The organism is Exiguobacterium sp. SH0S7, from assembly GCF_004337195.1.
In the GTDB taxonomy this organism is placed as follows: Bacteria; Bacillota; Bacilli; order Exiguobacteriales; family Exiguobacteriaceae; genus Exiguobacterium; species Exiguobacterium aurantiacum_A.
Genome location: NZ_SJVA01000007.1, coordinates 1 through 22,033, shown reverse-complemented (window position 1 = coordinate 22,033; position 22,033 = coordinate 1). Strand labels below are relative to the sequence as shown.

The 22,033-nt window shown below is 50.2% G+C and carries 24 protein-coding genes; 16 read left to right on the top strand and 8 right to left on the bottom strand.

Translation table 11 applies throughout. The features are described 5' to 3' along the window. Positions 1 to 157: 157 nt before the first annotated feature. The 5 genes from EVJ22_RS11125 to EVJ22_RS11105 all read right to left on the bottom strand — a co-directional run bounded on the left by EVJ22_RS11125 (position 158) and on the right by EVJ22_RS11105 (position 4,434). Positions 158 to 1,486 carry a PTS sugar transporter subunit IIC gene (locus tag EVJ22_RS11125; RefSeq protein WP_131443927.1) on the bottom strand — a complete coding sequence of 443 codons (1,329 nt, stop codon included), beginning with the start codon at positions 1,484 to 1,486 and terminating at the stop codon, positions 158 to 160. An 11-nt stretch (positions 1,487 to 1,497) separates the two neighbouring features. Continuing rightward, positions 1,498 to 2,904, bottom strand: coding sequence for a GH1 family beta-glucosidase (locus EVJ22_RS11120; protein ID WP_131443926.1), 1,407 nt, complete (start codon positions 2,902 to 2,904; stop codon positions 1,498 to 1,500). A 15-nt stretch (positions 2,905 to 2,919) separates the two neighbouring features. Continuing rightward, positions 2,920 to 3,228: a PTS sugar transporter subunit IIB gene (locus tag EVJ22_RS11115; protein ID WP_070329088.1), complete on the bottom strand. Its 309-nt coding sequence runs from the start codon at positions 3,226 to 3,228 to the stop codon at positions 2,920 to 2,922. Continuing rightward, entirely contained in the window at positions 3,225 to 3,572 is a 348-nt protein-coding gene (locus EVJ22_RS11110; RefSeq protein WP_021065301.1) for a PTS lactose/cellobiose transporter subunit IIA, read from the bottom strand. Before EVJ22_RS11110 ends, EVJ22_RS11115 begins: the two co-directional genes overlap by 4 nt. A gap of 151 nt (positions 3,573 to 3,723) precedes the next feature. Next, positions 3,724 to 4,434 carry a GntR family transcriptional regulator gene (locus EVJ22_RS11105; protein ID WP_071398934.1) on the bottom strand — a complete coding sequence of 237 codons (711 nt, stop codon included), beginning with the start codon at positions 4,432 to 4,434 and terminating at the stop codon, positions 3,724 to 3,726. A gap of 635 nt (positions 4,435 to 5,069) precedes the next feature. Here EVJ22_RS11105 and EVJ22_RS11100 point away from each other — a divergent pair. From EVJ22_RS11100 to EVJ22_RS11070, 7 genes are all read left to right on the top strand, one after another. Then, entirely contained in the window at positions 5,070 to 5,498 is a 429-nt protein-coding gene (locus tag EVJ22_RS11100) for a hypothetical protein (RefSeq protein ID WP_071398932.1), read from the top strand. A 31-nt stretch (positions 5,499 to 5,529) separates the two neighbouring features. Next, on the top strand, positions 5,530 to 5,949 hold the full coding sequence (locus tag EVJ22_RS11095; protein ID WP_158625527.1) for a hypothetical protein: 420 nt from the start codon (positions 5,530 to 5,532) through the stop codon (positions 5,947 to 5,949). Then, positions 5,933 to 6,403 (top strand): hypothetical protein, encoded by a 471-nt coding sequence (locus EVJ22_RS11090; RefSeq protein ID WP_071398930.1) that lies wholly within the window; start codon positions 5,933 to 5,935, stop codon positions 6,401 to 6,403. The genes EVJ22_RS11095 and EVJ22_RS11090 overlap by 17 nt, the downstream gene beginning before the upstream one ends. Before the next feature lie 339 nt (positions 6,404 to 6,742). After that, positions 6,743 to 7,252 (top strand): hypothetical protein, encoded by a 510-nt coding sequence (locus EVJ22_RS11085; RefSeq protein WP_071398929.1) that lies wholly within the window; start codon positions 6,743 to 6,745, stop codon positions 7,250 to 7,252. Further along, complete coding sequence (locus tag EVJ22_RS11080) at positions 7,245 to 7,715, top strand: hypothetical protein (protein WP_131443925.1); 471 nt, start codon at positions 7,245 to 7,247, stop codon at positions 7,713 to 7,715. The genes EVJ22_RS11085 and EVJ22_RS11080 overlap by 8 nt, the downstream gene beginning before the upstream one ends. Positions 7,716 to 7,750: 35 nt before the next feature. Next, positions 7,751 to 8,296 (top strand): AAA family ATPase, encoded by a 546-nt coding sequence (locus EVJ22_RS11075; protein ID WP_071398927.1) that lies wholly within the window; start codon positions 7,751 to 7,753, stop codon positions 8,294 to 8,296. Next, on the top strand, positions 8,293 to 9,051 hold the full coding sequence (locus EVJ22_RS11070) for an endonuclease/exonuclease/phosphatase family protein (RefSeq protein ID WP_071398926.1): 759 nt from the start codon (positions 8,293 to 8,295) through the stop codon (positions 9,049 to 9,051). The genes EVJ22_RS11075 and EVJ22_RS11070 overlap by 4 nt, the downstream gene beginning before the upstream one ends. Positions 9,052 to 9,086: 35 nt before the next feature. Here the strand turns inward: EVJ22_RS11070 and EVJ22_RS11065 are convergent, their stop codons facing one another. Next, positions 9,087 to 9,422, bottom strand: a complete 336-nt coding sequence (locus EVJ22_RS11065) for a hypothetical protein (RefSeq protein WP_071398925.1) — start codon at positions 9,420 to 9,422, stop codon at positions 9,087 to 9,089. 411 nt (positions 9,423 to 9,833) lie between these two features. Between EVJ22_RS11065 and glmS the strand changes: the two genes are divergently transcribed. The 7 genes from glmS to EVJ22_RS11030 all read left to right on the top strand — a co-directional run bounded on the left by glmS (position 9,834) and on the right by EVJ22_RS11030 (position 17,904). Next, on the top strand, positions 9,834 to 11,630 hold the full coding sequence (gene glmS / locus EVJ22_RS11060) for a glutamine--fructose-6-phosphate transaminase (isomerizing) (RefSeq protein ID WP_131443924.1): 1,797 nt from the start codon (positions 9,834 to 9,836) through the stop codon (positions 11,628 to 11,630). Positions 11,631 to 11,773: 143 nt separating this feature from the next. Beyond that, entirely contained in the window at positions 11,774 to 12,265 is a 492-nt protein-coding gene (locus EVJ22_RS11055; protein WP_071398923.1) for a DUF2798 domain-containing protein, read from the top strand. A gap of 141 nt (positions 12,266 to 12,406) precedes the next feature. After that, positions 12,407 to 12,676, top strand: coding sequence for a PTS sugar transporter subunit IIB (locus EVJ22_RS11050; protein WP_071398922.1), 270 nt, complete (start codon positions 12,407 to 12,409; stop codon positions 12,674 to 12,676). Then, positions 12,666 to 14,693, top strand: a complete 2,028-nt coding sequence (locus EVJ22_RS11045; protein ID WP_158625526.1) for a BglG family transcription antiterminator — start codon at positions 12,666 to 12,668, stop codon at positions 14,691 to 14,693. Before EVJ22_RS11050 ends, EVJ22_RS11045 begins: the two co-directional genes overlap by 11 nt. A gap of 166 nt (positions 14,694 to 14,859) precedes the next feature. After that, on the top strand, positions 14,860 to 16,284 hold the full coding sequence (locus tag EVJ22_RS11040) for a PTS mannitol transporter subunit IIBC (RefSeq protein WP_131443923.1): 1,425 nt from the start codon (positions 14,860 to 14,862) through the stop codon (positions 16,282 to 16,284). Between the two features lie 43 nt (positions 16,285 to 16,327). Next, positions 16,328 to 16,762, top strand: a complete 435-nt coding sequence (locus tag EVJ22_RS11035) for a PTS mannitol transporter subunit IIA (protein WP_071398919.1) — start codon at positions 16,328 to 16,330, stop codon at positions 16,760 to 16,762. Then, entirely contained in the window at positions 16,759 to 17,904 is a 1,146-nt protein-coding gene (locus EVJ22_RS11030; RefSeq protein ID WP_071398918.1) for a mannitol-1-phosphate 5-dehydrogenase, read from the top strand. Before EVJ22_RS11035 ends, EVJ22_RS11030 begins: the two co-directional genes overlap by 4 nt. A 72-nt stretch (positions 17,905 to 17,976) precedes the next feature. Here EVJ22_RS11030 and EVJ22_RS11025 read toward each other — a convergent pair whose 3' ends face one another. Beyond that, positions 17,977 to 20,331 carry a bifunctional diguanylate cyclase/phosphodiesterase gene (locus EVJ22_RS11025; RefSeq protein ID WP_233589692.1) on the bottom strand — a complete coding sequence of 785 codons (2,355 nt, stop codon included), beginning with the start codon at positions 20,329 to 20,331 and terminating at the stop codon, positions 17,977 to 17,979. A gap of 162 nt (positions 20,332 to 20,493) precedes the next feature. On the opposite strand from EVJ22_RS11025, the gene EVJ22_RS11020 reads away from it, so the two are divergent. Both EVJ22_RS11020 and EVJ22_RS11015 read left to right on the top strand, forming a co-directional pair. After that, a complete protein-coding gene (locus EVJ22_RS11020) occupies positions 20,494 to 21,345 on the top strand; it encodes a CPBP family intramembrane glutamic endopeptidase (protein WP_071398916.1) in 852 nt (283 codons plus the stop codon). A 16-nt stretch (positions 21,346 to 21,361) separates the two neighbouring features. Further along, entirely contained in the window at positions 21,362 to 21,892 is a 531-nt protein-coding gene (locus EVJ22_RS11015) for a GNAT family N-acetyltransferase (protein ID WP_233589691.1), read from the top strand. A gap of 60 nt (positions 21,893 to 21,952) precedes the next feature. On the opposite strand, the gene EVJ22_RS15720 is transcribed toward EVJ22_RS11015, so the two are convergent. Continuing rightward, positions 21,953 to 22,033 (bottom strand): IS3 family transposase (locus tag EVJ22_RS15720; protein WP_131440828.1); only part of this gene is annotated, 81 nt, incomplete at its 5' end.

Below are 22,033 nucleotides of genomic sequence, written 5' to 3'. Positions count from 1 at the left end.
GAAATTACTAAATTGGTATTCGATTCGTAGATGACCATTGACGAAACGGAGGAGCTTGATTTTGAGTTCGAGACGTTGCAAGGACGCTCAACGTTCATAGACATTTTCCTAAATATAACAGCCCTTCTCATCGCTGAGAAGGGCTGTCGTTTTTTGCTTAGGCTGAAGCTTTGTCTGCTTCTTCTTGTGCTTTCAACTCTTCACCGTACGAGACGCGATCTTGCATGCGGACGAACGGGAGGTAGACAGCTACGGCCATTGCGATCGTGACGATCTGCAAGAGCGCTGCACGCCATCCGCCGATTAAGAAACCAGAGATGATCGGTGGTGTTGTCCACGGCACTTGAAGTGCGTTGAACGGATCGACCCAGCCCCAAAGGATTGAGAAGTACACCATGAACGATGCGATTGCAGGTACGATGACGAACGGTACGAACATGATCGGGTTGAACACGATCGGCATCCCGAAGATGACCGGCTCGTTAATGTTGAACAAACTTGGTGCAAGCGAGAGCTTACCGAGCTGTTTCAAGTGAGCCGAACGGGCGACCATAAGCGTAGCGATGATGAATCCGATCGTGATTCCTGAACCACCGAGCTTCGTGAAGACGTCGAGGAACTGGATTGTAACGATTTTTGCGTTCTCACCGGCAACAAGTGTTTGGCCTGAGTCGATGAGCGCTTGGTTTTGAAGCGCGTTTGCTGTAAGGAGTGGCCCCATGATACCCATGATGATTGCGGCACCGTGAATTCCACACCACCACATGACGGACATGAGCACCATGATGATGACGGCTCCTGCGAGTGTGTCGGTCAAGTTTTGGAGTGGAGCTTGAAGCACGTCATAGACGACTTCTGTGAACGTACGCTCTGCAACCGCTTGGAAGACAGCGAATGTCGCAGCAGCAAGTGCGATGATCGCAAGACCAGGAACGAGTGCCGAGAATGAGTTCGAAACACCAGGTGGGACACCGTCAGGCATTTTAATGCTGATCCCGCGTTTGATGAATTGCGAATAAATGAATCCGACGACTAAACCGACGACGATGGCAGCGAGGACACCTTGTCCACCTGTCCATACTTTCGGGATGACTCCGTTGACTGCTTCTCCTGATTCAGAGAGGACAGATGCTTGTGTGATGATCAAGAACGAGATGATTCCGAGGATACCAGCTGGTACGCCTTCGATTTTTTCGTTTTTGACGTACGAGTAGGCGATTCCGAATACCCCGATCAAAGCGAGGATGTCAAACGTCGCACCGACGACTTGCGTGAGTGGGAGCGTCCAATCGGCTCCGAACAATCCTGACATGAACTCGGCCCAACCTGGAATCGGTAACGCCAAGATCAGTAGGAACAGCGAACCGATGATCGTCATCGGCATTGTCAGGATGAACCCGTCCTTAATTGCAAGGACGGGCTTTGCGTTCGCAAATCGAACGAAACCTGGTGTGAACTTTTCAAATACTCTTTCTAAGCGGCTCATGGGGAACCTCCTTATAGGTTTTCAGCGCGCGTGGCGATGATGTCTTTGTACCAGTGGAACGATTTTTTCTTCTTGCGAGCGAGTCCGTTCGCGTGGTCAACGTAGATGAAGCCATACTGCTTCTTATATCCGTTGAGCCAGCTGAGAAGGTCGATTGCCGACCAAGCGTAGTAACCTGCGACGTTGATGCCTTGTTCAACGGCGTGTTTCACAGCGCGCAAGTGGCCTTCGATGTATTCGATGCGTGGGTCGTCGAGGATCTCGCCGTCAACGATTGGATCGACGTCGCCGAGACCGTTCTCGGTGATGTAGATTTTCACGTTGCCGTAACGCTCCTTCAACATGTGCATGCCGTCAAGGAACGCTTCCGGTGAGATTTCCCATGCCCATTTCGTATATACCTTGTCATCCATCATGACTGTCTTGTAGACGCCGTCGAAAGATGGGTTACCTGGGCGACCTGTCGAGTTCTCACGACCACCGGCCATAACGAGCGCCGAGTCATTTTTCATGACGCGTTGCGGACTGTAGTAGTTGAGACCGATGAAGTCGTTCATCGGAGCTGTACGCTTGAGAAGCTCGAGCTCTTCAGCTGTCATTTCAGGGAGAAGACCTTGCTCTTCAAGTCCTTTCACGACGTATTCTGGATATTCGCCTTTCAAGATCGGGTCATAGAACCAGTGCGTCGCATAAGCGTTCGCGTGCATTTCCGCAAATTTGTTCTCCTTGGCTTCATCGATGCTGAAGGCCGGGTTGAATACGTGCGTGATGCCGATTTCACCTTCGTAACCGTTTTGTTTGAACAACTCGACGGCACGGGCGTGTGCGACGAAAACGTGGTGTGTCGTTTGGAAGTAACCTTTGACATCGCCTTCGATACCTGGTGGGTGTGCCCCAGTCAAGTAGCCGAGCGAGCAGAAGATGACCGCTTCATTAAACGTGATCCAGTGACGGACGCGGTCGCCGAACGATTGGAAACAAGTATCGGCGAAACGTACGAACGCGTCAACCGTAGCTGGATTTTTCCAGCCGCCTGTTTCTTCAAGCGCTTGCGGGAGGTCCCAGTGGTAGAGTGTCACGAACGGGACGATGTTGTGCTTCAAGCACTCGTCGATCAAGTTGTTGTAAAACTCAAGTCCTTTTTCGTTTACTTCCCCTGTGCCGTTCGGGAAGATACGCGGCCATGAGATTGAGAAGCGATATGATTCGAGTCCCATTTCGGCCATGAGCGCGATGTCTTCTTTATAACGATGGTAATGGTCGACTGCGACGTCGCCGTTCGTATCTTCAAATGTTTTTCCAGGAATTTTCGAGAAGACGTCCCAGTTTGAGAGTCCTTTCCCGTCCTCGTTCCATGCGCCTTCGACTTGGTAAGAAGCCGAAGCAGCGCCGAACAAGAAATCTTTTGGCATTTTCAAAGTGGTCACCTCAGTTTATTTATTTACAAGCTTCAATGCGTGGTCTAATACTTTCGTTCCGTTCATCATGCCGTAGTCGACTGTGTTGATGACGTCGATTGGAACGCCTTTTGGCTCACAGATCTGTTTGCCTTTTGAAAGCAAGTACTTCACTTGTGGTCCGAGAAGAGCGACGTCGAGGTCGTTCACGTACGTTTCCATTTCTGATTCTGGGTAGGCTGCGATTTCTGCCTCGAGGCCACGTTCAGCGGCAACCGCTTTCATTTTTTCTACTAACATACTTGTTGACATACCTGCTGCGCAGAAGAGTCCGATTTTCATCATTTTTGATCCATTCCTTTCAATTGGTTGATTTCGTTTTGCATGTTCATCATGTAGCCGAGCATCTCTTTTACGAGGATCGTGTTCATCAAGTGGTCTTGCGCGTGCACCATGAGGACGCCGACTGTCGCCGTTTTCCCTTGTGCTTCGAGCGTGACGAATTTTGTTTGGATAGCGTGTGCTTCTTTCAACGTCGCGTCGCCAGCTTTAACCGCTTCAGCCGCTTCCTCTGCTTTGCCTTCTTGCATGAGGAGCATTGCGTGGTGGTAACTTGCTTTCGCGTCACCCGAGAGGGCGATTAGACCGAAGATGTCTTCGGGTGTAATTTCGATTGTTTCAGAAACCATATTATCTCTCCTTTTTGTATGGATAACTAAGATTCATAGGTACAAATTCTATAGTTTGATACTAGCACGACACCGCTTACATGTAAACCCTTTCTTTTTGGATAAAATGTGAACGAAAAAAACGCACGCGAGATCAACCTCTCGAGTGCGTTTAAGACTTGATGTTAGAGACTTTCAGCATCTTAACATGGCGGAAATGATGTGTCGAGCGCGATACGTCAAAGATTTGACCGTTCGTTAAATAGACGGTGTTGTCGACGAGAAGGGCCGGATCGTTCTCGTTCAACCCGAGTAAAACGGCATCATCGGCGTTCAAGAAATCGGCGTAAATGACGCGGTCGGCAAAACCGATGGCGAGCTTTTGGTCGTTACGGAAGTAGTTATAGATCGACTTCTCGGTGATGTTTCGGTCGAGATACACGACGAGACTTTTGCGGAAGTACGAATCTTCGAGCGAGAACGGGTGGTCGTCGACGAGACGCAGCCGCTTGACGTAATAGACAGGCGTCCCGACCGGACATTTCATCCGTTCCGCCACTTCTTCGTTCGCCGTCGTCTCCTCAAAGGCGAGGACATGCGTCTCGACTTTCCGTCCACTGAAGTCGCTCGTGAGACCTTGGAGTTTTTCGAGGTTCACATAATCGCTGTTGTAATGGTCACGTACGAAGACGCCGCTCCCTTGGACTTGATAGGCGTAGCCTTTATTGACGAGAATCTCGATCGCTTTCCGGACCGTGTTGCGGCTGACACCGTATTTCGTCGCATACTCGTCTTCCGTGAGGAGCTTGTTCGTATGTTGATAGACGTGATTGACGATATCCGTCTCAATCTGTTCAGCGACTTGTTTATACTTTGGGGCCATGACTGTTTGCACCTTTCACATTAATTTATAGGAATGAATACGCTATCAGTATAGCAGAAATTATTTACAACGGTCGTAAATCATTCGCCAATTGTTGAAAAACGTCGAACGATTCATTGCGAGAATATTTGGAAAATATGAAACGATTGAGTGAAAGAGCACGTATGAGTAAGGTGAGCATTGTAAAGAAAGGGTGTGCTTTAAGTGAATGAGACACGTTGGTATATGGAGGAGGATACGTGGGGGAATTTACCTCTTCGGATAAGCTATACCTCCCTTGCGTTCGCATTAATGGCGCTTGCTATATCCTACTTCGGAAGTTACTTATGGTTGACCATTCCGTTTGTCGTGATCGGAATCGGCATGTTTGTGTTGGACGTGAAAAAATATCGGATGCGTCGTGCACATATAAGTGAACGAGATATAGTGCGATCACTTAAGTGGAATCTCACATATGATTTGGTGAACTCGACGATTCTCATGTCAATAACTGTAGCGCTCCTCCTCTTGAAATATGACAGTTTGACGGTATTCATTGTACTTCTCCTATGGGTAGTGTTCGGCCGCTCATTCCAGAAGCAGTTAAATGAACGTGTCCCATTGGTAGAGCAATCAGAGGAGGGACGACAAATACGATGAGTGAACGAATGACGCAAGAGAAAGCGTGGGCCCGACTTTTCGACCAATGGGTTTTTGGTCTTTTTGGAACATTTCTTGTACTGATGCTACCGATCAGTTTATGGACGGATGAACTCAAGTGGGGCGCCCTGTACATCGCGTGTACACTCATTCCACTCAATATTTTATATATGAAACGCTATCGCATGCGCCTAACATTCCACCCAGAATTGAAGGGATTGTATCGTCGCCAACTTGCTCGAGACGGCATAAACAGTGTCGCATTTTTTCTTGTATTCAATTATGGAATTTTGTTCACATCAAACGTAGCGTACGTATGCGTGATGATATTCATCGGAGGTGCCTTACTATGGACGTGGAACGTTGAAACGCAAACGAAACACCATGATATAGAGTATAAGAATTTAGATAAGGAAGCGATCTAAGATGGAGCGTAACGTGAGATGGGTTCAACGGATGCGACGTTATGGTGCACCCGTTCTCATTCTGTATGTCACAGCTTTCATCGTCGCCCTCTTGCTAGAAAAAATGTGGCTCATTCCCATCATAGGTTCGCTCTCTTTCATAATCATCGTGACAGGCTATAAAGAAATGCGCATCATGTGGAGGATGACGGAGCAGCCTAAGGCTCATCGGATCCTCATGATCCAATACGTTTTTGAATGGGTGGACGCGATTTTGTTGACGACACTCATGGTGACGCTGTTGACAGCGGAAGAACTAGGTCTCTTAATCGGTCTCTTTTTTGGGATATGGGGAGTGTTGAGTCCGCTTCGGCAGAAGTGGTTTGTCAAAAAACTCAAACAAGTTGAGCCAGAGCTACCGACGTATGAGGAAGTGATTGAAGGGAGGGTTCCAAATGGATCGTCAATTTGATATCTCTTTAGAACGTGCCAAACAATTCGAACGGCTTTTTGGCTGGCCGATCCTATTCATTTTCTTAATCTCATTCATCGTTATGTTATGGACAAAGGCGATGTGGGTCATCCCAGTCATGTTGGTCGTATCTATGGGAATGGCCTATAAAGGATACGTGGAATATCAAGTAGTACGTGCCTTTGCAGAGCATGCAGCTGTCGTGCAGGTGTTACGTTACCGACTCGTTGACTGCTGGATTAGGGCCGCTTCATTATTTGCGCTGTTCATTCCACTGTACCTAAACGAGGGTGCCTTTATTTTAACTGGCGGCGTAGTCGCCCTTTGGAGTTTAACAGGATCTTATCGGGAGAAAAAATGGAAACAACGAATCGATATGCATCAACCGCAGTTGCTAACATATTCAGATATATTGGAAAAAGAGAAAGACGCATGGGACTATCACCAAAAATGAAATTACAAATCAATACGATTTTAAAAGTAGACCGCTGGACCGGATGCGATGTTGGAATGATCAGATTCGGTCTTGTCGTTAGCTTTTTGATTTTATGGTTCGTGTTGGACGCTCTCTGATAGCGTTGTGACGGGAGGTTTGTATACGGTGCTCGCCATACTTTTGACGAGTGAATCGACGGGCTCACAATCGTTCTATATGTTCCTCGATTCCCAACTTACTTTTCCGGCGGTCGAGGATTTGGCAAAAAAGTTCGAATGTGTCATTTAACAAAAAAATCACGGTTTGTGATTCGACGATGCCGACTTATGATGAAGTGATTGAAAGGATGAAATCATAATGGAACTTTCACCGCAAACAAAACAACAGATTGATACGGTGCTACGCATGGATAAATGGACAAGCTGGGTCGTTGGGATCTTTGTTGTCGCAGCAATCATCGGCATGCTGACTTATGCGTCGTATTGGGAGATGCCGGATTCGTTTTTCCTGATATTTATATTTTCAATATTTAGTCTCGTCATCACTACGGAGATGATGCGTTTCCGGATGTGGCGCCGCTTTGTGAAAAATGAGAAGGCGCGAAACCTGCTGACGCTACGGTATACAGCTTCGTTATTTGGACTTGCTGCTCTTGGTTTTTATGGCATCGTCGCGTTCAATCAAACACAGCAACCACAATCGTTCCAAGCGTTTCTTTTATCACAAGCCTTTTTCTGGGGCGCGACGTTCTTCGGGAAATGGCTCGACCGTATCATTCAAAAACATGATGGGAACTATTTGACGGATCAAGATATCAAAGCAATTAAAGAAGCGCGGGAAATTGAAAAGGAAGAACGATATGGATAAGCGCACTCAAATGCGGGAACTGATGGCGATTGACGATTCAGGAAAATGGCGAGTTGCCTTTATGACGGCGACATTGACGTTCATGTTACAATTTGCTTCGGAAAATGAATGGATTCCGTCGATTCTACTTGTTGTTGTCGCAGTGCTGACAAGTATTCCAGCACTCAAAAAAGACTGGGAACGTGAAAATGTGAAAAAGCGTTATTTGACGTCAGATGACGCAAAACGACTCGTGCACGCCCATACGTATATCGGGATTATGTCCTATCCGTTGATTATCGTACTTTTATACGGTTTCACAATGGAAATGGTGACTTATAGAATGTTTCTCATAATCTGCTTAGTTGGTGGAATCTTGTCGTGGGGGGGACATCGTTTATACGAACGCCACATGGTCACTCTCGACAACAACTACGTCACCGAAGCCGAATTGCGAGAAGAACGAAAATGGGGGAGCGCTTGAGCGCTTCCTCTTAAATGTTGAGGGGGAACAGTTTGATGAAGCAGAAGGTATGGATTATCTCGGGACCTGCCGGTGTCGGGAAATCGACAACCGCAAAACAGCTCGCTCGACAGATGAAGAAAAGTGCATACATTTCAGGCGATGACATTAGTCATATGGCAGTCTCGGGTCGTGAAAAACCTTGGGAGTCCGAGCAGGCGAATGAACTTGTTTGGAAAAACATCGTTGCCTTGAGCGATAACTTTCTTGAAGCGGATTATGACGTCGTCGTAGATTGGGTCGTATTTTGGAAAGATGTACAGACATATACATCACATTGGATTGAACAAGGGATTGAAGTGCATTACGTCATCTTATGGGCAGAGCAAGACGTTCATGTCCAACGCGATCAGCACAGGCCGGCGGATTCAAAGATGGGGGAGCGGGTCATCATATTACGGAACGAGTTTCTAAGCTCGGGCGCACCGGACCGTTACTACTTAGATAACACGGTCGGTGAGTTGAGCCGGATGATTCAGCAGATTCAAGAAACCGAGCGATTTGTACTAACAGACATGCACCAAAGTGGGGCCAGCATATGAGGGTTGCAAGCTTTAACATTTGGAACAATCCAACGTTATGGCACGAGCGAATCGGGGCCATCTGTGAGGAAGTAAAACGTGTTGCCCCTGACATGCTTGCGCTTCAGGAAGTGAAAACATACATAGACGGCGAAACAGGGATCGATGTCGCAACATATATCGCGAATCAGACGGGATATCCGTTTTGTGTGTTTCATCCTTATCCCGATTCACCGGATGAAGGACTCGCCGTTTTAAGTAAAGTTCCGTTCGATACGAATGATGCGATTTGGCACTACGAGGTAGAAGAAGCAAACTACTGTGCGATGAGGGTAACGTTCCAAGTAGGAGGCCACGTGTTCGGATTGACGAACGTCCATTTAAATTGGAGGTCGTCGGACATACGGGAAGCACAAATGAAGGCGGTCCACGAATGGATCGGCGAGGGGGAACGGTACGAAATTTTATGCGGGGACTTCAATGATGACCCGCAGTCAGAGAACCATCACTATTTGACCGAACACCGGTGGGTCGATGTCGCCAAGTATGATGAAGGAGGAGCGCAACCGACATTGGACTATACACATAATCCATATTTGCAACAGGATTCCTTATCGAAACAATCCTCGCGCTATGATTGGATTTTATTGCGTCACGTTGAAGTGAACTCTCTAGTTATTAAAAGCGTAGACGTGTTCGGAAATGCACCCGTTAGCAAAACTAATATTCTACCGAGTGATCATTATGGGGTTCTATTCGACCTCGACATTCCCTAAAAACGGTGAGACACATGATGAGCGCTTCACCGTTTTCATTTGAACGTACGGATAATGAAGTAAAGGCAAGTGAGGAAAGGGAGCAAGAACAGTGCACCGAGCCACTGATCTTGTCCGAAGACGAGCCAGGCGAACAGCTGGAACGATAGAATGCCACCGGCCGCGAGCCCGGCGAAGCGGAGCGCTTTCGGTCGCTTTGATGGTTCCTCCCACCACTCTTTAAAGAACGGCAAGCTGAACAACAGCGCCAAACCGAGAAAGAATGCAGCCGGAAATACGAGCATATCTCCGCGCGCATCCTGTCCGTTAAACTGCAGCCACTTCGAGAGAATCGATAAGGTGATGCCGATGACGAGAAAGAGTCCGCTCATATCCGTTCCTCCGTTTCATCTCTATATACTATTATCATGCACGAACCGCGTCAGGCGGACAAGCCTCCAAAAAAATGGCTTTTTAGTGAAAGTGGTGACTTTTACGTGAACGGTAAAAAAGTACTGAACGATGATGTGATGAAAATACTATCCGTGGATTATGTTGAACGACTAGCATGAAAGGGTATCTGGAGAAACGGCCAGCTATGAAGGAAAAGCGCCAGAACTCTACGGAGTTGACGAGGACGAGGGTGATCGAGGTTTCGGCGGATACCCTCTAGTCGCCTGTCACGACTAAAAGTGTTCTTTTAAAACGTTCGGGTGACCGGACGGCCAAAGGGGAGCGCGTTGACAGCACTCTAAAAAGTCCGTTTCCTTTTTCGAGAAATCGAATACAGAGGAGATTTTTGTATGTGTGGAATTGTAGGGATGATCGGTCGAGTCGGAACGAAAGAGATTTTATTGAAGGGACTCGAGAAGCTTGAGTATCGTGGCTACGATTCAGCGGGAATCGCGCTTGTCGGTGACGATGTCCATGTGTTCAAGGAAGTCGGACGGATTGCCGCGTTACGTGACATCGTACCGGTCGAAGCGGAAGGCTTCATTGGCATCGGTCACACGCGTTGGGCGACACACGGGGTACCGAGCGTACCGAACGCCCACCCACACCAAAGCACGACGGGCCGCTTTACGCTCGTCCACAACGGCGTCATCGAGAACGACGAGCAGATCAAGGCTACGATCGACGCACCGTTCCTGTCAAAGACGGATACGGAAGTCATCGTCCAGTTGATGGAGAAGAACTTCGTCGTGCTAAATGACGTCGAGGCGGCGTTCCGTAAGACGCTCTCAGAGCTCCACGGCTCGTACGCGATCGCGATGATCGACTCAGAGGACAGTGAGCGCCTCTATATCGGGAAGAACAAGTCGCCGCTCCTCGTCGGACTTGGTGATGGCACGTTCAACGTCGTCGCGTCGGACGCGATGGCGATGCTCCAAGTGACGGACCAGTACCTCGAGCTCCATGACGGCGAGATCGTCATCTTGACGCGTGAGTCGGCGACGATCAAGACGCTCGATGGCGAAATCCTTGAACGTGCGCCGTACACGGCCGAGATCGATGCGTCAGACATCGAGAAGGGAACGTACGCGCACTACATGTTGAAGGAGATGGACGAGCAACCGGCCGTCATCCGCAACATCATCCGACACTACCAGAACGAGAACGGCGACATCGAGCTGACAGAAGGCGTCCGTTCGCTCGTCTCGGAAGCGGACCGCATCTACATCGTCGCCTGTGGCACGAGCTACAACGCCGGACTCGTCGGGAAAGACATTTTAGAACGGATTGCCGGTATCCCGACCGAGGTGCACGTCTCGTCTGAATTTGGCTACAATATGCCGCTCTTAAGCAACCGTCCGCTGTTCGTCTTCTTGTCACAGTCTGGAGAGACAGCCGACAGCCGTGCCGTCCTCGTCGAAGTGAAAAAGCGCGGCTACAAAGCACTCACGATGACGAACGTGCCAGGATCAACGCTCTCCCGTGAAGCAAACGAGACGATGCTCCTCCACGCCGGCCCCGAGATTGCGGTCGCGTCGACGAAAGCGTACACGGCGCAAATCGCGGTGCTCGCGATCCTCGCTTATGACATCGCTCGTGCGAACGGGAAAGAGCTGCCGTTCGATTTGATGCCGGAACTCGCACGTGTCGCGACGATCATGGACTCGGTCATGTCACAAAAAGAGCTGTTCGAAGACTTGGCGGAACGTTACTTAAAGACAACACCGAATACGTTCTTTATCGGTCGCGGACTCGACGCCTCGGTCTGTATCGAAGGTGCACTCAAAGTAAAAGAGATCTCGTACATTCAAGCGGAAGGCTACCCGGGTGGAGAACTCAAGCACGGGTCGATTGCCTTGATTGAAGACGGGACGCCAGTCATCGCGCTCATCTCGCAACCGAAGACGAACTTGAACATCCGCGGCAACGTCAAAGAAGTCGTCGCCCGTGGTGCCAATGCGTGTATCATCTCGATGCAAGGCGTCGAGCACGAGAATGATGAGTTCATCTTACCGCACGTGGAACCGATTCTCGCGCCACTCATCACCGTGCTCCCTGTCCAACTGATGGCGTATTACACCGCGCTCGCCCGAGGTTGTGACGTCGACAAACCGCGTAACTTGGCAAAATCGGTGACGGTAGAATAAAAATAAAAAATAATGCTTACGAAGCTAGTCTCCGATTTGCTACACTATGAAAATCAGTTTGTAGAGATATCGGTTTCGTACCGAAAATATATGTCGCAAGATACGTCTACCATCTGAAATCATATGTGTACGGAGGCTTTATTATGCACTTGGAAGACCGGTTACCTCAAAACCCAAAAGAAGGCGTTTTGTTCATGTTGATTATCTCGATTTTATCTGTGAACACGATTGCCCCGATCATCGTCGGCATGGAGCGTGGCTTTAGTGTCGCTCATTACGTCGATACGCTCAAAATCATCCCGTTCGCTTGGATTGCGCTCATCGTGTTGATCCGTTTCATCGTGAAGCCGCTAGCCGGCATACTGTTTAACCGGTTTGCCGGTCAGACGGACGGCTTCAACGCACGGATCTTGTTGAACATCGTCCTAAACGTCTCGATGATCTCGTTCGTCATGACCATCATCGGACCATGGATCGGTATGGGCGAGATCAACTTCGGTACGCTCGAACACTTTTTCCCGACGTGGTTCCGTAATTTCGGCATCGCGTTTTGGATCGAGCTGTTGTTCGCCCAACCGATTGCACGTGCCGTCATGAAGTCGATTCATACACGAAAACGCCTGAAGACCGCTTAACTTTAGATAAAGCATCTTTCCGATTGAGGAGAGATGCTTTTTACTGCTTGCCGATAATTTTGACAAAGAGCAAAATAGTAGGTGAAGTAAGCGGTTCCATCGTATGGTTAGATAAAGATAAGCGACGAAAGAAGGTTGGACATGAACGTATACATTGCCTGTCCATGTGGGTTCGTGACGAGTGCGATGGCAGCAAAGTTGTTTGCTCAGGCGTCTTCGGGGCGTATGACGTGTCACGTCACACATGGAACTTATGAAGATGTGCCTGCGGCGGTTGATTTAATCATCTATCAACAAGGTACAGAAGTGATGACACATCCGACGGCATACGTTCGTTCGGTCAACCATATGCTGTCGCTCGAGGAATACCGACAAGTCGTCGAGGAATGGGTGAATGAATATGAAGCATGAGTGGAGCGCCCGGGAGCGCTCGATTTTACTACATCTATTAGCAACTGAAACATCGACACCGCTCGCGGAGATCGCGCAAGCGGTTCATTTGTCTGAGCGGACGATTCAGCGTGAGCGTCAATTACTCGAAGGCGTCTTAAAAGAATTCGAGTTGGAGCTGGCGTGGCAACGAGGTCACGGACTCAGTCTAATCGGCCGCTCGGATGCAAAACAACAACTACGGGAAGATTTGATTCTCTCGGCCGAGGCAATCCCAACAGCCGAGGACCGAATCTTTGAACTGGCGTGGCGACTGTTGTTTGAGAAAGACATGCTCAAACTGCAGGCGGTCGCGAAACAGATGCACGTGTCACCAAGCACGCTGACGCAAGACTTAGAAAAACTCGATCGTTGGTTTGACGAGTACCATCTCGAAGTCGAACGCAAGAAAGGCGTCGGTGCGAAAGTGCTCGGGCTTGAAGCGGAAAAGCGGAAGCTGATGATCAATGCGCTCCTCGCTCATTGGGACACGCTCGCGTTCTATCGGTTCGTCCGTGGTGAGGACGACTATATTCCGGCATTTTTGAAGACGGTCCCGTGTGAAGCGATGCTCGAAGCACTCCGCGACGGCTATGATTATTTGAAGGAACATCCGTATGAGCGGATGGACGACCGCACCATCATGCGTGTCACGTTCGCCTACGGGGTACAGCAAGCCCGGCTGGATGCCGGTTTCTTCTTAGAGATGTATACGAAAGGACGCTCGGACGACTACTTGAAAGTCGCCCACGCCATGGAGACGGCACTCGGGACGCCGTTCTCGATGGCGGAACGGGTCTGGTTCGCCGAAGAGGCCAACCGGTTGCGCTCGTTGAAGGAACAGATGAAAGAAGATGAGGAAGAGCGCTGGGTCATGCAAATTCGAGTCCACAAGCTGATTCATCACGTCTCACTCATCCACGGTTTCGCGTTCGCAGACGATGCCGCCCTCGAGAAAGGGCTAATTGCCCACATCTTGTCGAGCATGAATACGCAAGCACTCCCGGATACGGATACGGTCCGTCCGCACATCGACCGCGATTATCCGAACTTACGGTCTGCTATCCAACAAGCGGCCGACATCGTCTTTGGGACGAATACGTTCACAGAAGACGAAACGGTGTTTTGGGCAATGCACTTCGCGGCCGCTCTTGTCAAACCGGTGCGGCGCCGCGAATACCGGGCGCTCGTCGTCTGTTCGGCCGGACTCGGCTCATCGAAGATGCTCGTCAATCGGGTCAAGCAGGAGTTTCCTGAGATGCAAGACGTCGTCAACTCGTCGTTGTTCGGGCTCGAGCAGCACCGGCTCGACGATTATGACGTCATCTTGTCGACGATTCCACTCCCACCGCTCGCGGTGCCCACACTTATTGTTAACCCGCTCTTGACGAACGAGGAAGTCCAGCGCGTCCGTCACTTGCTTTTGTCACTCCCACAGTCGTTTCAAACGAAAGAAAAACATCATTCAACGATGCTCGACTTCACGGAGCTCGGAGAACTCGTCGAGACGTTCGAACGGATGGATGAACAATTCGATCTCGTCACGCTCGACAATAGCGAACGGCTCGAGGACATCTTGCTCGACATCGGCACGCGGTTAGAAGAACGTGATCTCGTCCAAAGCGGCATCCAACTGTCCGCGCAATTGCTGCGACGTCACGAAGTCGCGGGGCTTGGTATCCCGGGGACGAAGCTCGCCTTGTTCCATGGTCGCCATTCGTCAATCGAGCGTGCGAGCGTATTCGCCTTCGATTTGAAGCAGTCGATCCCGCTCCTCATGATGGACCAGTCGACCGAACCGGTGTCCCGTCTACTCGTCCTGCTGGCGCCGGAAGAAGCGAGCGACGTCGAACTGCAGTTTCTCAGTGCCGTTAGCGGGTCGCTGATTGAGAGCGAAGACCATATGAACTTATATAGTACCGGTTCACAGAAACAACTGCGTCTCTTGCTTCATGAATGTATGAAGAAACTGATTCAAGACACGCTATATGAAAAATGACCCACTCGCGGTCATTTTTTTGTTTGGCATGAAACGTTGCCAAAGAACGAACTGGATTGAATTGAGTAAGCGCTTACCTCGAGTCTACAATACAGGTGTAGAGCACAAACCGGTTAGCTACACAACACGATTACGCATTCACAATTTACGACTGGAGGTTTTATCCATGGCGAATACGCAAGCTGGCTCGGGCGGAGTCCGAGTCAAAGTACAACGGTTCGGGAGTTTCCTGAGCGGGATGGTCATGCCGAACATTGGCGCCTTCATCGCTTGGGGGATTATCACAGCCCTGTTCATTCCAACGGGCTGGTGGCCGAACGAAAAATTAGCTGAGCTCGTCGGTCCGACGATCACGTATCTGTTACCGCTCTTAATCGGGTTCACAGGCGGGAAGTTGATTCACGACGTCCGAGGTGGAGTCGTTGGGGTGCTCGCCACGATGGGAGTCATCGTCGGGACGGACATTCCGATGTTCCTCGGGGCGATGATCATGGGCCCACTCGGTGGCTATGTTATCAAACAGTTTGATCGCCTCATCGAAGGCAAAGTCAAAGCTGGATTTGAAATGCTCGTCAACAACTTCTCGGTCGGGATCATCGGTGGTCTCCTTATGATCGGTGGCTTCGAAGTGTTCGGTCCAATTATGAGCGGGCTCGATAAAGTCATGGCTGCAGGTGTTGACTGGATCGTCGGCGCAAAATTGCTGCCAATCGCTAGCTTGTTCATCGAACCTGCGAAAATTTTGTTCTTGAACAACGCAATCAATCACGGGATCTTAAGCCCGCTCGGTGTCGATCAAGTCGCTGACGCCGGGAAATCGGTGCTTTTCTTACTAGAAGCGAACCCAGGACCAGGTCTCGGTCTGTTGCTTGCCTATATGGTATTCGCGAAAGGTGCAGCCAAACGGACAGCGCCAGGGGCGGCCATCATTCACTTCCTTGGTGGGATCCACGAAATCTACTTCCCTTACGTCTTGATGAAGCCAATTTTGATCCTTGCGATGATCGCAGGGGGCGCAACAGGCGTGTTCACGTTCGTCCTGTTCGATGTCGGTCTTGTCGCACCAGCGTCGCCAGGTAGTATCTTCGCGATTCTCGCGATGGCGTCACGCGGTTCGTACGTCGGACTTGTCGCTGGGATTCTCTTGTCAGCAGCCGTCACGTTTGCCGTGGCAAGTGTCATCTTGAAATCAAGTGCGACCGAAGAAGTGTCACTCGAAGAAGCGACACAAAATGTCAGCGCGATGAAAGGGAAGCAGACTTATGCATCTGCTCTCGTGAACACGGAGAGCCTCGACAAAATCGACCACATCATCTTCGCATGTGACGCCGGTATGGGCTCGAGTGCGATGGGAGCGTCGGTTCTTCGCAATAAAGTGAACAAGTCGAACTTGCCAATCAAAGTGACGAACACGTCAGTCAGCCAATTGCCAAAAGATGCTCAATTCGTCATCACCCATCAGGATTTGACGGACCGGGCCGAAGCGCAAGTGCCGAATGCGATTCACCGTTCGGTCACGAACTTCTTGAACGCAGAATACTACGATCAATTGATTGAAGAAATCAAAGCAGAACGCAGCAAAATTTCATAAAACAGTAGATAGAGAACAGATTTGAGCTATAGGAGGAACTAAAATGCCATTCATTCAGACAGAGATGATTCGACTTAATCAATCGTTTAACACGACGGCCGACGCGATAAATGCGGCAGGCTCGGTATTACAAGCAGCCGGCTGTGTGTCACCGGCCTACGTAGAAGCGATGCATGAACGCCAAGCGCTCTCAAACGTCTATATCGGGAATCAAGTCGCGATTCCACACGGGACGGAATCAGCGAAATCCGCCGTTCAGAAGACGGGAATCTCTTTTTTACAAGTACCGGAAGGAGTCGACTTTGGCGGACAAACTGCGAAGCTCGTCATCGGGATCGCTGGGGTGGATGATGAACATTTAGAACTCCTATCTCAAATCGCGGTCATCTGTTCGGATGAGGATAACGTTGAGCGTTTAGTACAAGCGAAAACGAAAGAAGAGATCTTGTCGCTATTTATGGAAGAGGTGGCGTCATGAAAGCTGTACATTTCGGGGCCGGGAACATCGGTCGTGGATTTATCGGATTACTATTAAATCAGAGCGGATACGAGGTCACGTTCGTCGACATTAACGATACCGTCATCCAAGCGCTTGAAGACAAACGGTATTACGAGGTCGGTTTTGCTGAAGACGGCGTCGATAACGTCTTCGTCGACCGGGTACGCGGCGTCAACAGCTTGACCGATCCGGAACGCGTCAAATCACTCATCGCCGATGCGGATTTAGTCACGACAGCGATCGGACCGACACTGTTACCAAAAGTCGCTCCACTTATCAGTGAAGGATTGCGTGACCGGGACACGGAATCACCGGTCTATGTGATTGCTTGTGAGAACATGATCGGGGGCAGTGCGTCGTTGCAACAAGCGATTGAAGTATCAGGCGGTGTCGGTACGGCGAACGTCTCGTTCCCGAATGCGGCTGTCGACCGGATTGTCCCGCTCCAACAGCACGAAGATTCGCTCTACGTCGAAGTCGAGACGTTCTATGAATGGGTCATTGAGACGCACGGATTGGCCGAGCGGCCCCCGCTTAATGGTGTGACGTGGGTCGACGAGATTGGACCTTATATCGAGCGGAAGCTGTTCACGGTCAACACTGGTCACGCCGTCGCGTCATACATCGGCTCTTTGTTTGAGAAAGGTACAATCGACGAGGCGTTAAAAGATCGCCGCGTCCGTCAAGTCGTCCAAGGCGCCCTTTACGAGACAGGCTGGCTGCTCTTAGAGAAATACGGTTTCGAAGCGAAAGAGCACAGCCAATACATTCAAAAAATCATCAAACGTTTCGAGAATCCGAAGCTGAAAGATGAAATCTCGCGTGTCGCCCGTTCGCCAATTCGTAAGCTTGGGCCGAGTGACCGTCTCGTCAAACCGGCACGAGAACTCATCGCCAACGGTATCGAGCCGAACGAACTTGCCTACGGGATCGCCGCCGCCTTGAATTATTACAACCCTGAGGATTCAGAATCTTCTGAACTTTATTTATCGATCGCAGAAGACGGTATCTTGTCGACAGTGGAAAAGTACCTTCAGTTGCATGAAGATGACACGTTGACGAAACTCATTCTCGAGCAGTACCATTTGATCCGCGAGCAAGAAAAAGCACGCGTATCGTAAAGTTGATCTCCTATGTCTCCTTGGCATAGGAGATTTTTGCATACAAAAAGACTGCAGCGAACTGCAGTCTTTTTAAGCCCGGGTCTTTCCGAACTCGATATAGGTCGTGACCGATTTGACGTGCTTCACGACGTCTTTCTCGCGAAGCGGACGGCTGAAGTAAAAGCCTTGGACGTAGTCGCACTGCTCATTGAGCAACCATTCGAGTTGGTCAGACGTTTCGACGCCTTCCATCAACACTTTCATGTTGAGGTTATGACCGAGTTGGATCATCGAGCGGACGATTGCTTCTTGGTTGCGGTCTGTGAACAAGTTGACGATGAACGAGCGATCAATCTTGAGCACTTGGACCGGAAGTTCGCGCAGTTGGCGGAACGACGAGTAACCAGTCCCGAAATCATCGAGCGAGATCAAAATCCCGTACTGATGAAGTTGGGTGAGCTTATCGCGCGTCGATGCCTCGTACGACAGCATCGATGATTCCGTCACTTCGAGTTCGAGGAACATCGGGTCCATGCCGGTCTCTTGTAAGATGGTTTGCAGCGTCTCGACGAAGTCTTCACGCGCGAACTGGAGCGGTGACACGTTGACTGAGAGCGTGAACGGCTTGACGCCGGACTTGTTCCACCGTACCCAAGCGAGACACGACTCGCGCATGACCCAGTTGCCGATCTGGTGGATCAGTCCGGTGTTTTCTGCGATTGGGATGAATTCGGTCGGTGTGACATCGCCGAGTTCGAAATGATTCCAACGCAAGAGCGCCTCGACGCCTTCGAGTCGATTTTTCGTGAGCGATACTTTCGGTTGATAGACGAGCGTGAACTCGTGACGATCCAGTGCGTGGATGAGCGCTTTCTCGATCTCAACCGTGCGTAAAATTTGATGCTTCGATTCGTCTTCGAACTCTTTGATTTGGTTTTTCCCGATCCGTTTCGATTCGTGGACGGTGAGTCGCGCGTATTGGACGAGTTCGTCCGCGGACGTCGTGTCTTTCGGATAATGGCTAACGCCGGCGCTCATCGTGAGTTCGACGGTCGTCCCGTCGATATTGAACGGTTGTGAGATCGCTTTAATACACTTCTCCGCTTTTTGTTTGGCGAGTGTGCTGCGCTTATCGAACAGTAAGATAATGAATTCCGAAGCACCGACTCGTGTCAAAATGTCATCTGGATGAATCGTGACGCGAAGACGTTCGGCGATTTGCATCGTCAATTCGTCCGTACCGTGATGTCCGAGCATATCACTCAAGAAACGCCAGCGGTCGATGTCGATGTAAAGACAAGCGACCGGGTCCTCGATTTGAATATGTTCCGCAAGGATGCGTTCGAGCTTGTGGCGGTTCGGCAAATCGGTGAGCGTATCGTGATACGCCATATGTTCGACGAGACGTTGTGAGGCGATCGCCTCCGAGACGTCCCGTAAAAACCAGAGCACTTGGTCCATCGCTTCACCTTTGAGCGGGTAACTCGTCACTTCAATCGTCTTATCGTCGATTTCGACCCGTCTTGGGTCATAGAACTGTTGATTGATCGTCAAGGACGAGTGGTAGTCTTGGAAAAAAGTATCGTCCGTTTTGTCGAACAAACGATAAAACGCGGTGTTGGCGTACTGGATCATACCATCTTTCGTCGTCGTGACGACCGCATCCGTCGTCGAATCGAGAATCGTCGCTTGGATGAGTTCTCGTTTTTTGAGGTGACGGTCGAGCGTGAGCGACAAGAAGAAGATGGCAAACAAGATGACCGTGATCGCCGTGACGAGCCAGGCGAGAAGCGACGGTTCGACGGCATTAGCGAACGGGCTGTTCGCTTCGATGAACGCGAACGATGACGCGGCCATGCCGACGAAATGCATCCCGAAGATGGCGACGCCCATGAGCAGTGAAAAGAACACTTTCAGCTCGAGGTCGATTTTTTGTTTGGCATACTTTGAGTAGAAGCCGATCCATAAGGCGATAAGTGAGGCCGCGATGGCGATAATGATCGACAACATGGCCAACCATGGATCATACGAAATCGCGACGCCTTGAATCGCGGCCATGCCGACGTAATGCATGCTGGCGATACTGGTTCCCATCAACAGTCCTGCACCGATCAATACGGGATGAGTCGTCCGGCGCGAGACGATCAAGAAGCCGAAGATACAGCCGGCCATCGCAATGATGACAGACAGTAAAACGAGCGGGATCGAATACGTGACGGGGCGCAACGCCTCGTGAGCGAGCATGGCGATGAAATGCATCGACCAAATCCCGAGTCCGAGGGTGGCGCCCCCCGCCAAAATCCACATATTTTGAGTGGAGCGATTCGTCGCGTTCACGCGGCGTGCCAGTTCGATGGCAGCATAAGCGGAAACAGCGGCGATAATATAAGAAAGAATCACGAGAAAGTAATTGTGATTCATCGAGTGTTCGACTACTGGTTCCATGTGTACCTCGCTAGTAAATGTGATTTTGTTGTAACTCTGATTATACCTCGGTAAATAGTAGCCGACCTATCATTTTGCTTCATATGGTAAAAATATTTTGCCGGTGAAGTAGGCAAGTCGCTTCTAGAGTGGGTAAACTACATATAAAAGGAGGCGGAGCGCATGATTCCGACACGAAAAGAAGTCATAACGTTTATCGTCATCGCGTTCGCGTTCTCATGGTTAAGCTGGTGGGGGCTCTATACGTGGACAAGTTTGCCGATTCTAGCGACCGTCTTGATCGGTTCGTTCGGACCGAGCGTGGCCGGCAGTTATATGGCGTTTCGAGAAAACGGATGGAGCGGGGTGCAGACACTGTTGAAGCGAGGCTTCGAGTGGCGGATGGCCGGTAAGTACTATGCGTTCGGGCTGTTGCTCATCCCGTTCTTGTTTGTACTCTCGTACTGGCTGACCGATGCGAGCGGTGCGTTACTGCTGAACGAACCTTGGCTCGTCATCCCGTACTTCCTCTACATGTTATTTATCGGGGGAACGGTTCAACAAGAGTATGGTTGGCGCGGGTATTTGCTCGACGCGCTGCAACTCAACAAGACGCCGCTCCAGGCGAGCCTGTTCGTCGGCGTGGTGTGGGCGGTTTGGCATATTCCGCTCTTCTTGATGACAGGCACCGGACAGGCATCCCTCCCATTTTGGGCTTATGCCGTCGCCATTCTATCGTTTACGTTAATCATCTCGTGGTTATATAACGTCACGACGATGAACTTATGGGCGGCCTTTTTACTGCATACGACGTTTAACGTCTCGTTTGCCCTCGTCCCCTTGATCGAGCCGGGGCAGGTCTCAATCGGTTTTCTTTATTTGACGCTTTTGTTGTTCACGACGGCAATCGTGCTCGTCTGGAAGACGCACGGGCATCTCGGGTATGACCATCTCGAACAGCTCGAGGCGGTGGAAGGGTCGCATCAACCGAACGTTACGTTAGGCAGAGACACGGGTAAAGAAGGAAACGTATGATTATGGATAGAGGGAAGTGGAAATATTGAACTTTCGTCCGCTTGAACGAGATGATGTCAAACCGCTCCAGCGTTTGTTTATGGAGAGTCTGAGCGATTTGATCCGCCGGGAACAGTTTGAAGACGCTGATTTGTTGGACGAGGAAGTGGCGCGCTTGAATACGACCGTTCAAGATAGTTTGGATGATGAGACTGTCCAATTGTTTGTCGTGCTAAAAGACGACGTCATTGTTGGAACAGCGGCTATCCTTCCTCCGAACGAGATTATCACGGCACATCTCGATGTCGAGCCGGACGTACCGGAAGTCGGATGCATCTATGTGACGCCGAGTGAGCAGCGGCAAGGGGTCGGTCATTTCTTGCTTAAAAACATGATGGACGAGCTGTTGAGCAGGGGACAGCCGATTTTTTATCTCGATGCGGGATTTCCGACCGCGCAAACGTACTGGGAAAAACGGATGGGTCCACCTGTACTCACGATCGACCATTACTGGGGACTCGGTGCCCCTCATAAAATCTGGCGGTGCGATGTGACGCAATACAAATAGAGACCTGGCTGAACTGAACTGCTCCCCGTCAAGTAGACAGGGTAAATAATGAAAACCAGCCTAGGCGGCTTGAGCCCTGTATTCGACAGGGCTCAAGCCGTTTAGTCGTTTCTGGAGACGATCATGGTTGTAGAACGATAT

Bases quoted from the DNA above. Each gene is read 5' to 3' on its own strand.
- EVJ22_RS11095 (WP_158625527.1), top strand. From the start codon at position 5,530: ATGCGACGTTATGGTGCACCCGTTCTCATTCTGTATGTCACAGCTTTC.
- EVJ22_RS11085 (WP_071398929.1), top strand. From the start codon at position 6,743: ATGGAACTTTCACCGCAAACAAAACAACAGATTGATACGGTGCTACGC.
- EVJ22_RS11040 (WP_131443923.1), top strand. From the start codon at position 14,860: ATGGCGAATACGCAAGCTGGCTCGGGCGGAGTCCGAGTCAAAGTACAA.
- EVJ22_RS11035 (WP_071398919.1), top strand. From the start codon at position 16,328: ATGCCATTCATTCAGACAGAGATGATTCGACTTAATCAATCGTTTAAC.
- EVJ22_RS11080 (WP_131443925.1), top strand. From the start codon at position 7,245: ATGGATAAGCGCACTCAAATGCGGGAACTGATGGCGATTGACGATTCA.
- EVJ22_RS11110 (WP_021065301.1), bottom strand. From the start codon at position 3,572: ATGGTTTCTGAAACAATCGAAATTACACCCGAAGACATCTTCGGTCTA.
- glmS (WP_131443924.1), top strand. From the start codon at position 9,834: ATGTGTGGAATTGTAGGGATGATCGGTCGAGTCGGAACGAAAGAGATT.
- EVJ22_RS11125 (WP_131443927.1), bottom strand. From the start codon at position 1,486: ATGAGCCGCTTAGAAAGAGTATTTGAAAAGTTCACACCAGGTTTCGTT.
- EVJ22_RS11025 (WP_233589692.1), bottom strand. From the start codon at position 20,331: ATGGAACCAGTAGTCGAACACTCGATGAATCACAATTACTTTCTCGTG.
- EVJ22_RS11030 (WP_071398918.1), top strand. From the start codon at position 16,759: ATGAAAGCTGTACATTTCGGGGCCGGGAACATCGGTCGTGGATTTATC.
- EVJ22_RS11050 (WP_071398922.1), top strand. From the start codon at position 12,407: ATGAACGTATACATTGCCTGTCCATGTGGGTTCGTGACGAGTGCGATG.
- EVJ22_RS11115 (WP_070329088.1), bottom strand. From the start codon at position 3,228: ATGATGAAAATCGGACTCTTCTGCGCAGCAGGTATGTCAACAAGTATG.
- EVJ22_RS11065 (WP_071398925.1), bottom strand. From the start codon at position 9,422: ATGAGCGGACTCTTTCTCGTCATCGGCATCACCTTATCGATTCTCTCG.
- EVJ22_RS11105 (WP_071398934.1), bottom strand. From the start codon at position 4,434: ATGGCCCCAAAGTATAAACAAGTCGCTGAACAGATTGAGACGGATATC.
- EVJ22_RS11045 (WP_158625526.1), top strand. From the start codon at position 12,666: ATGAAGCATGAGTGGAGCGCCCGGGAGCGCTCGATTTTACTACATCTA.
- EVJ22_RS11090 (WP_071398930.1), top strand. From the start codon at position 5,933: ATGGATCGTCAATTTGATATCTCTTTAGAACGTGCCAAACAATTCGAA.
- EVJ22_RS11075 (WP_071398927.1), top strand. From the start codon at position 7,751: ATGAAGCAGAAGGTATGGATTATCTCGGGACCTGCCGGTGTCGGGAAA.
- EVJ22_RS11100 (WP_071398932.1), top strand. From the start codon at position 5,070: ATGAGTGAACGAATGACGCAAGAGAAAGCGTGGGCCCGACTTTTCGAC.
- EVJ22_RS11070 (WP_071398926.1), top strand. From the start codon at position 8,293: ATGAGGGTTGCAAGCTTTAACATTTGGAACAATCCAACGTTATGGCAC.
- EVJ22_RS11020 (WP_071398916.1), top strand. From the start codon at position 20,494: ATGATTCCGACACGAAAAGAAGTCATAACGTTTATCGTCATCGCGTTC.
- EVJ22_RS11055 (WP_071398923.1), top strand. From the start codon at position 11,774: ATGCACTTGGAAGACCGGTTACCTCAAAACCCAAAAGAAGGCGTTTTG.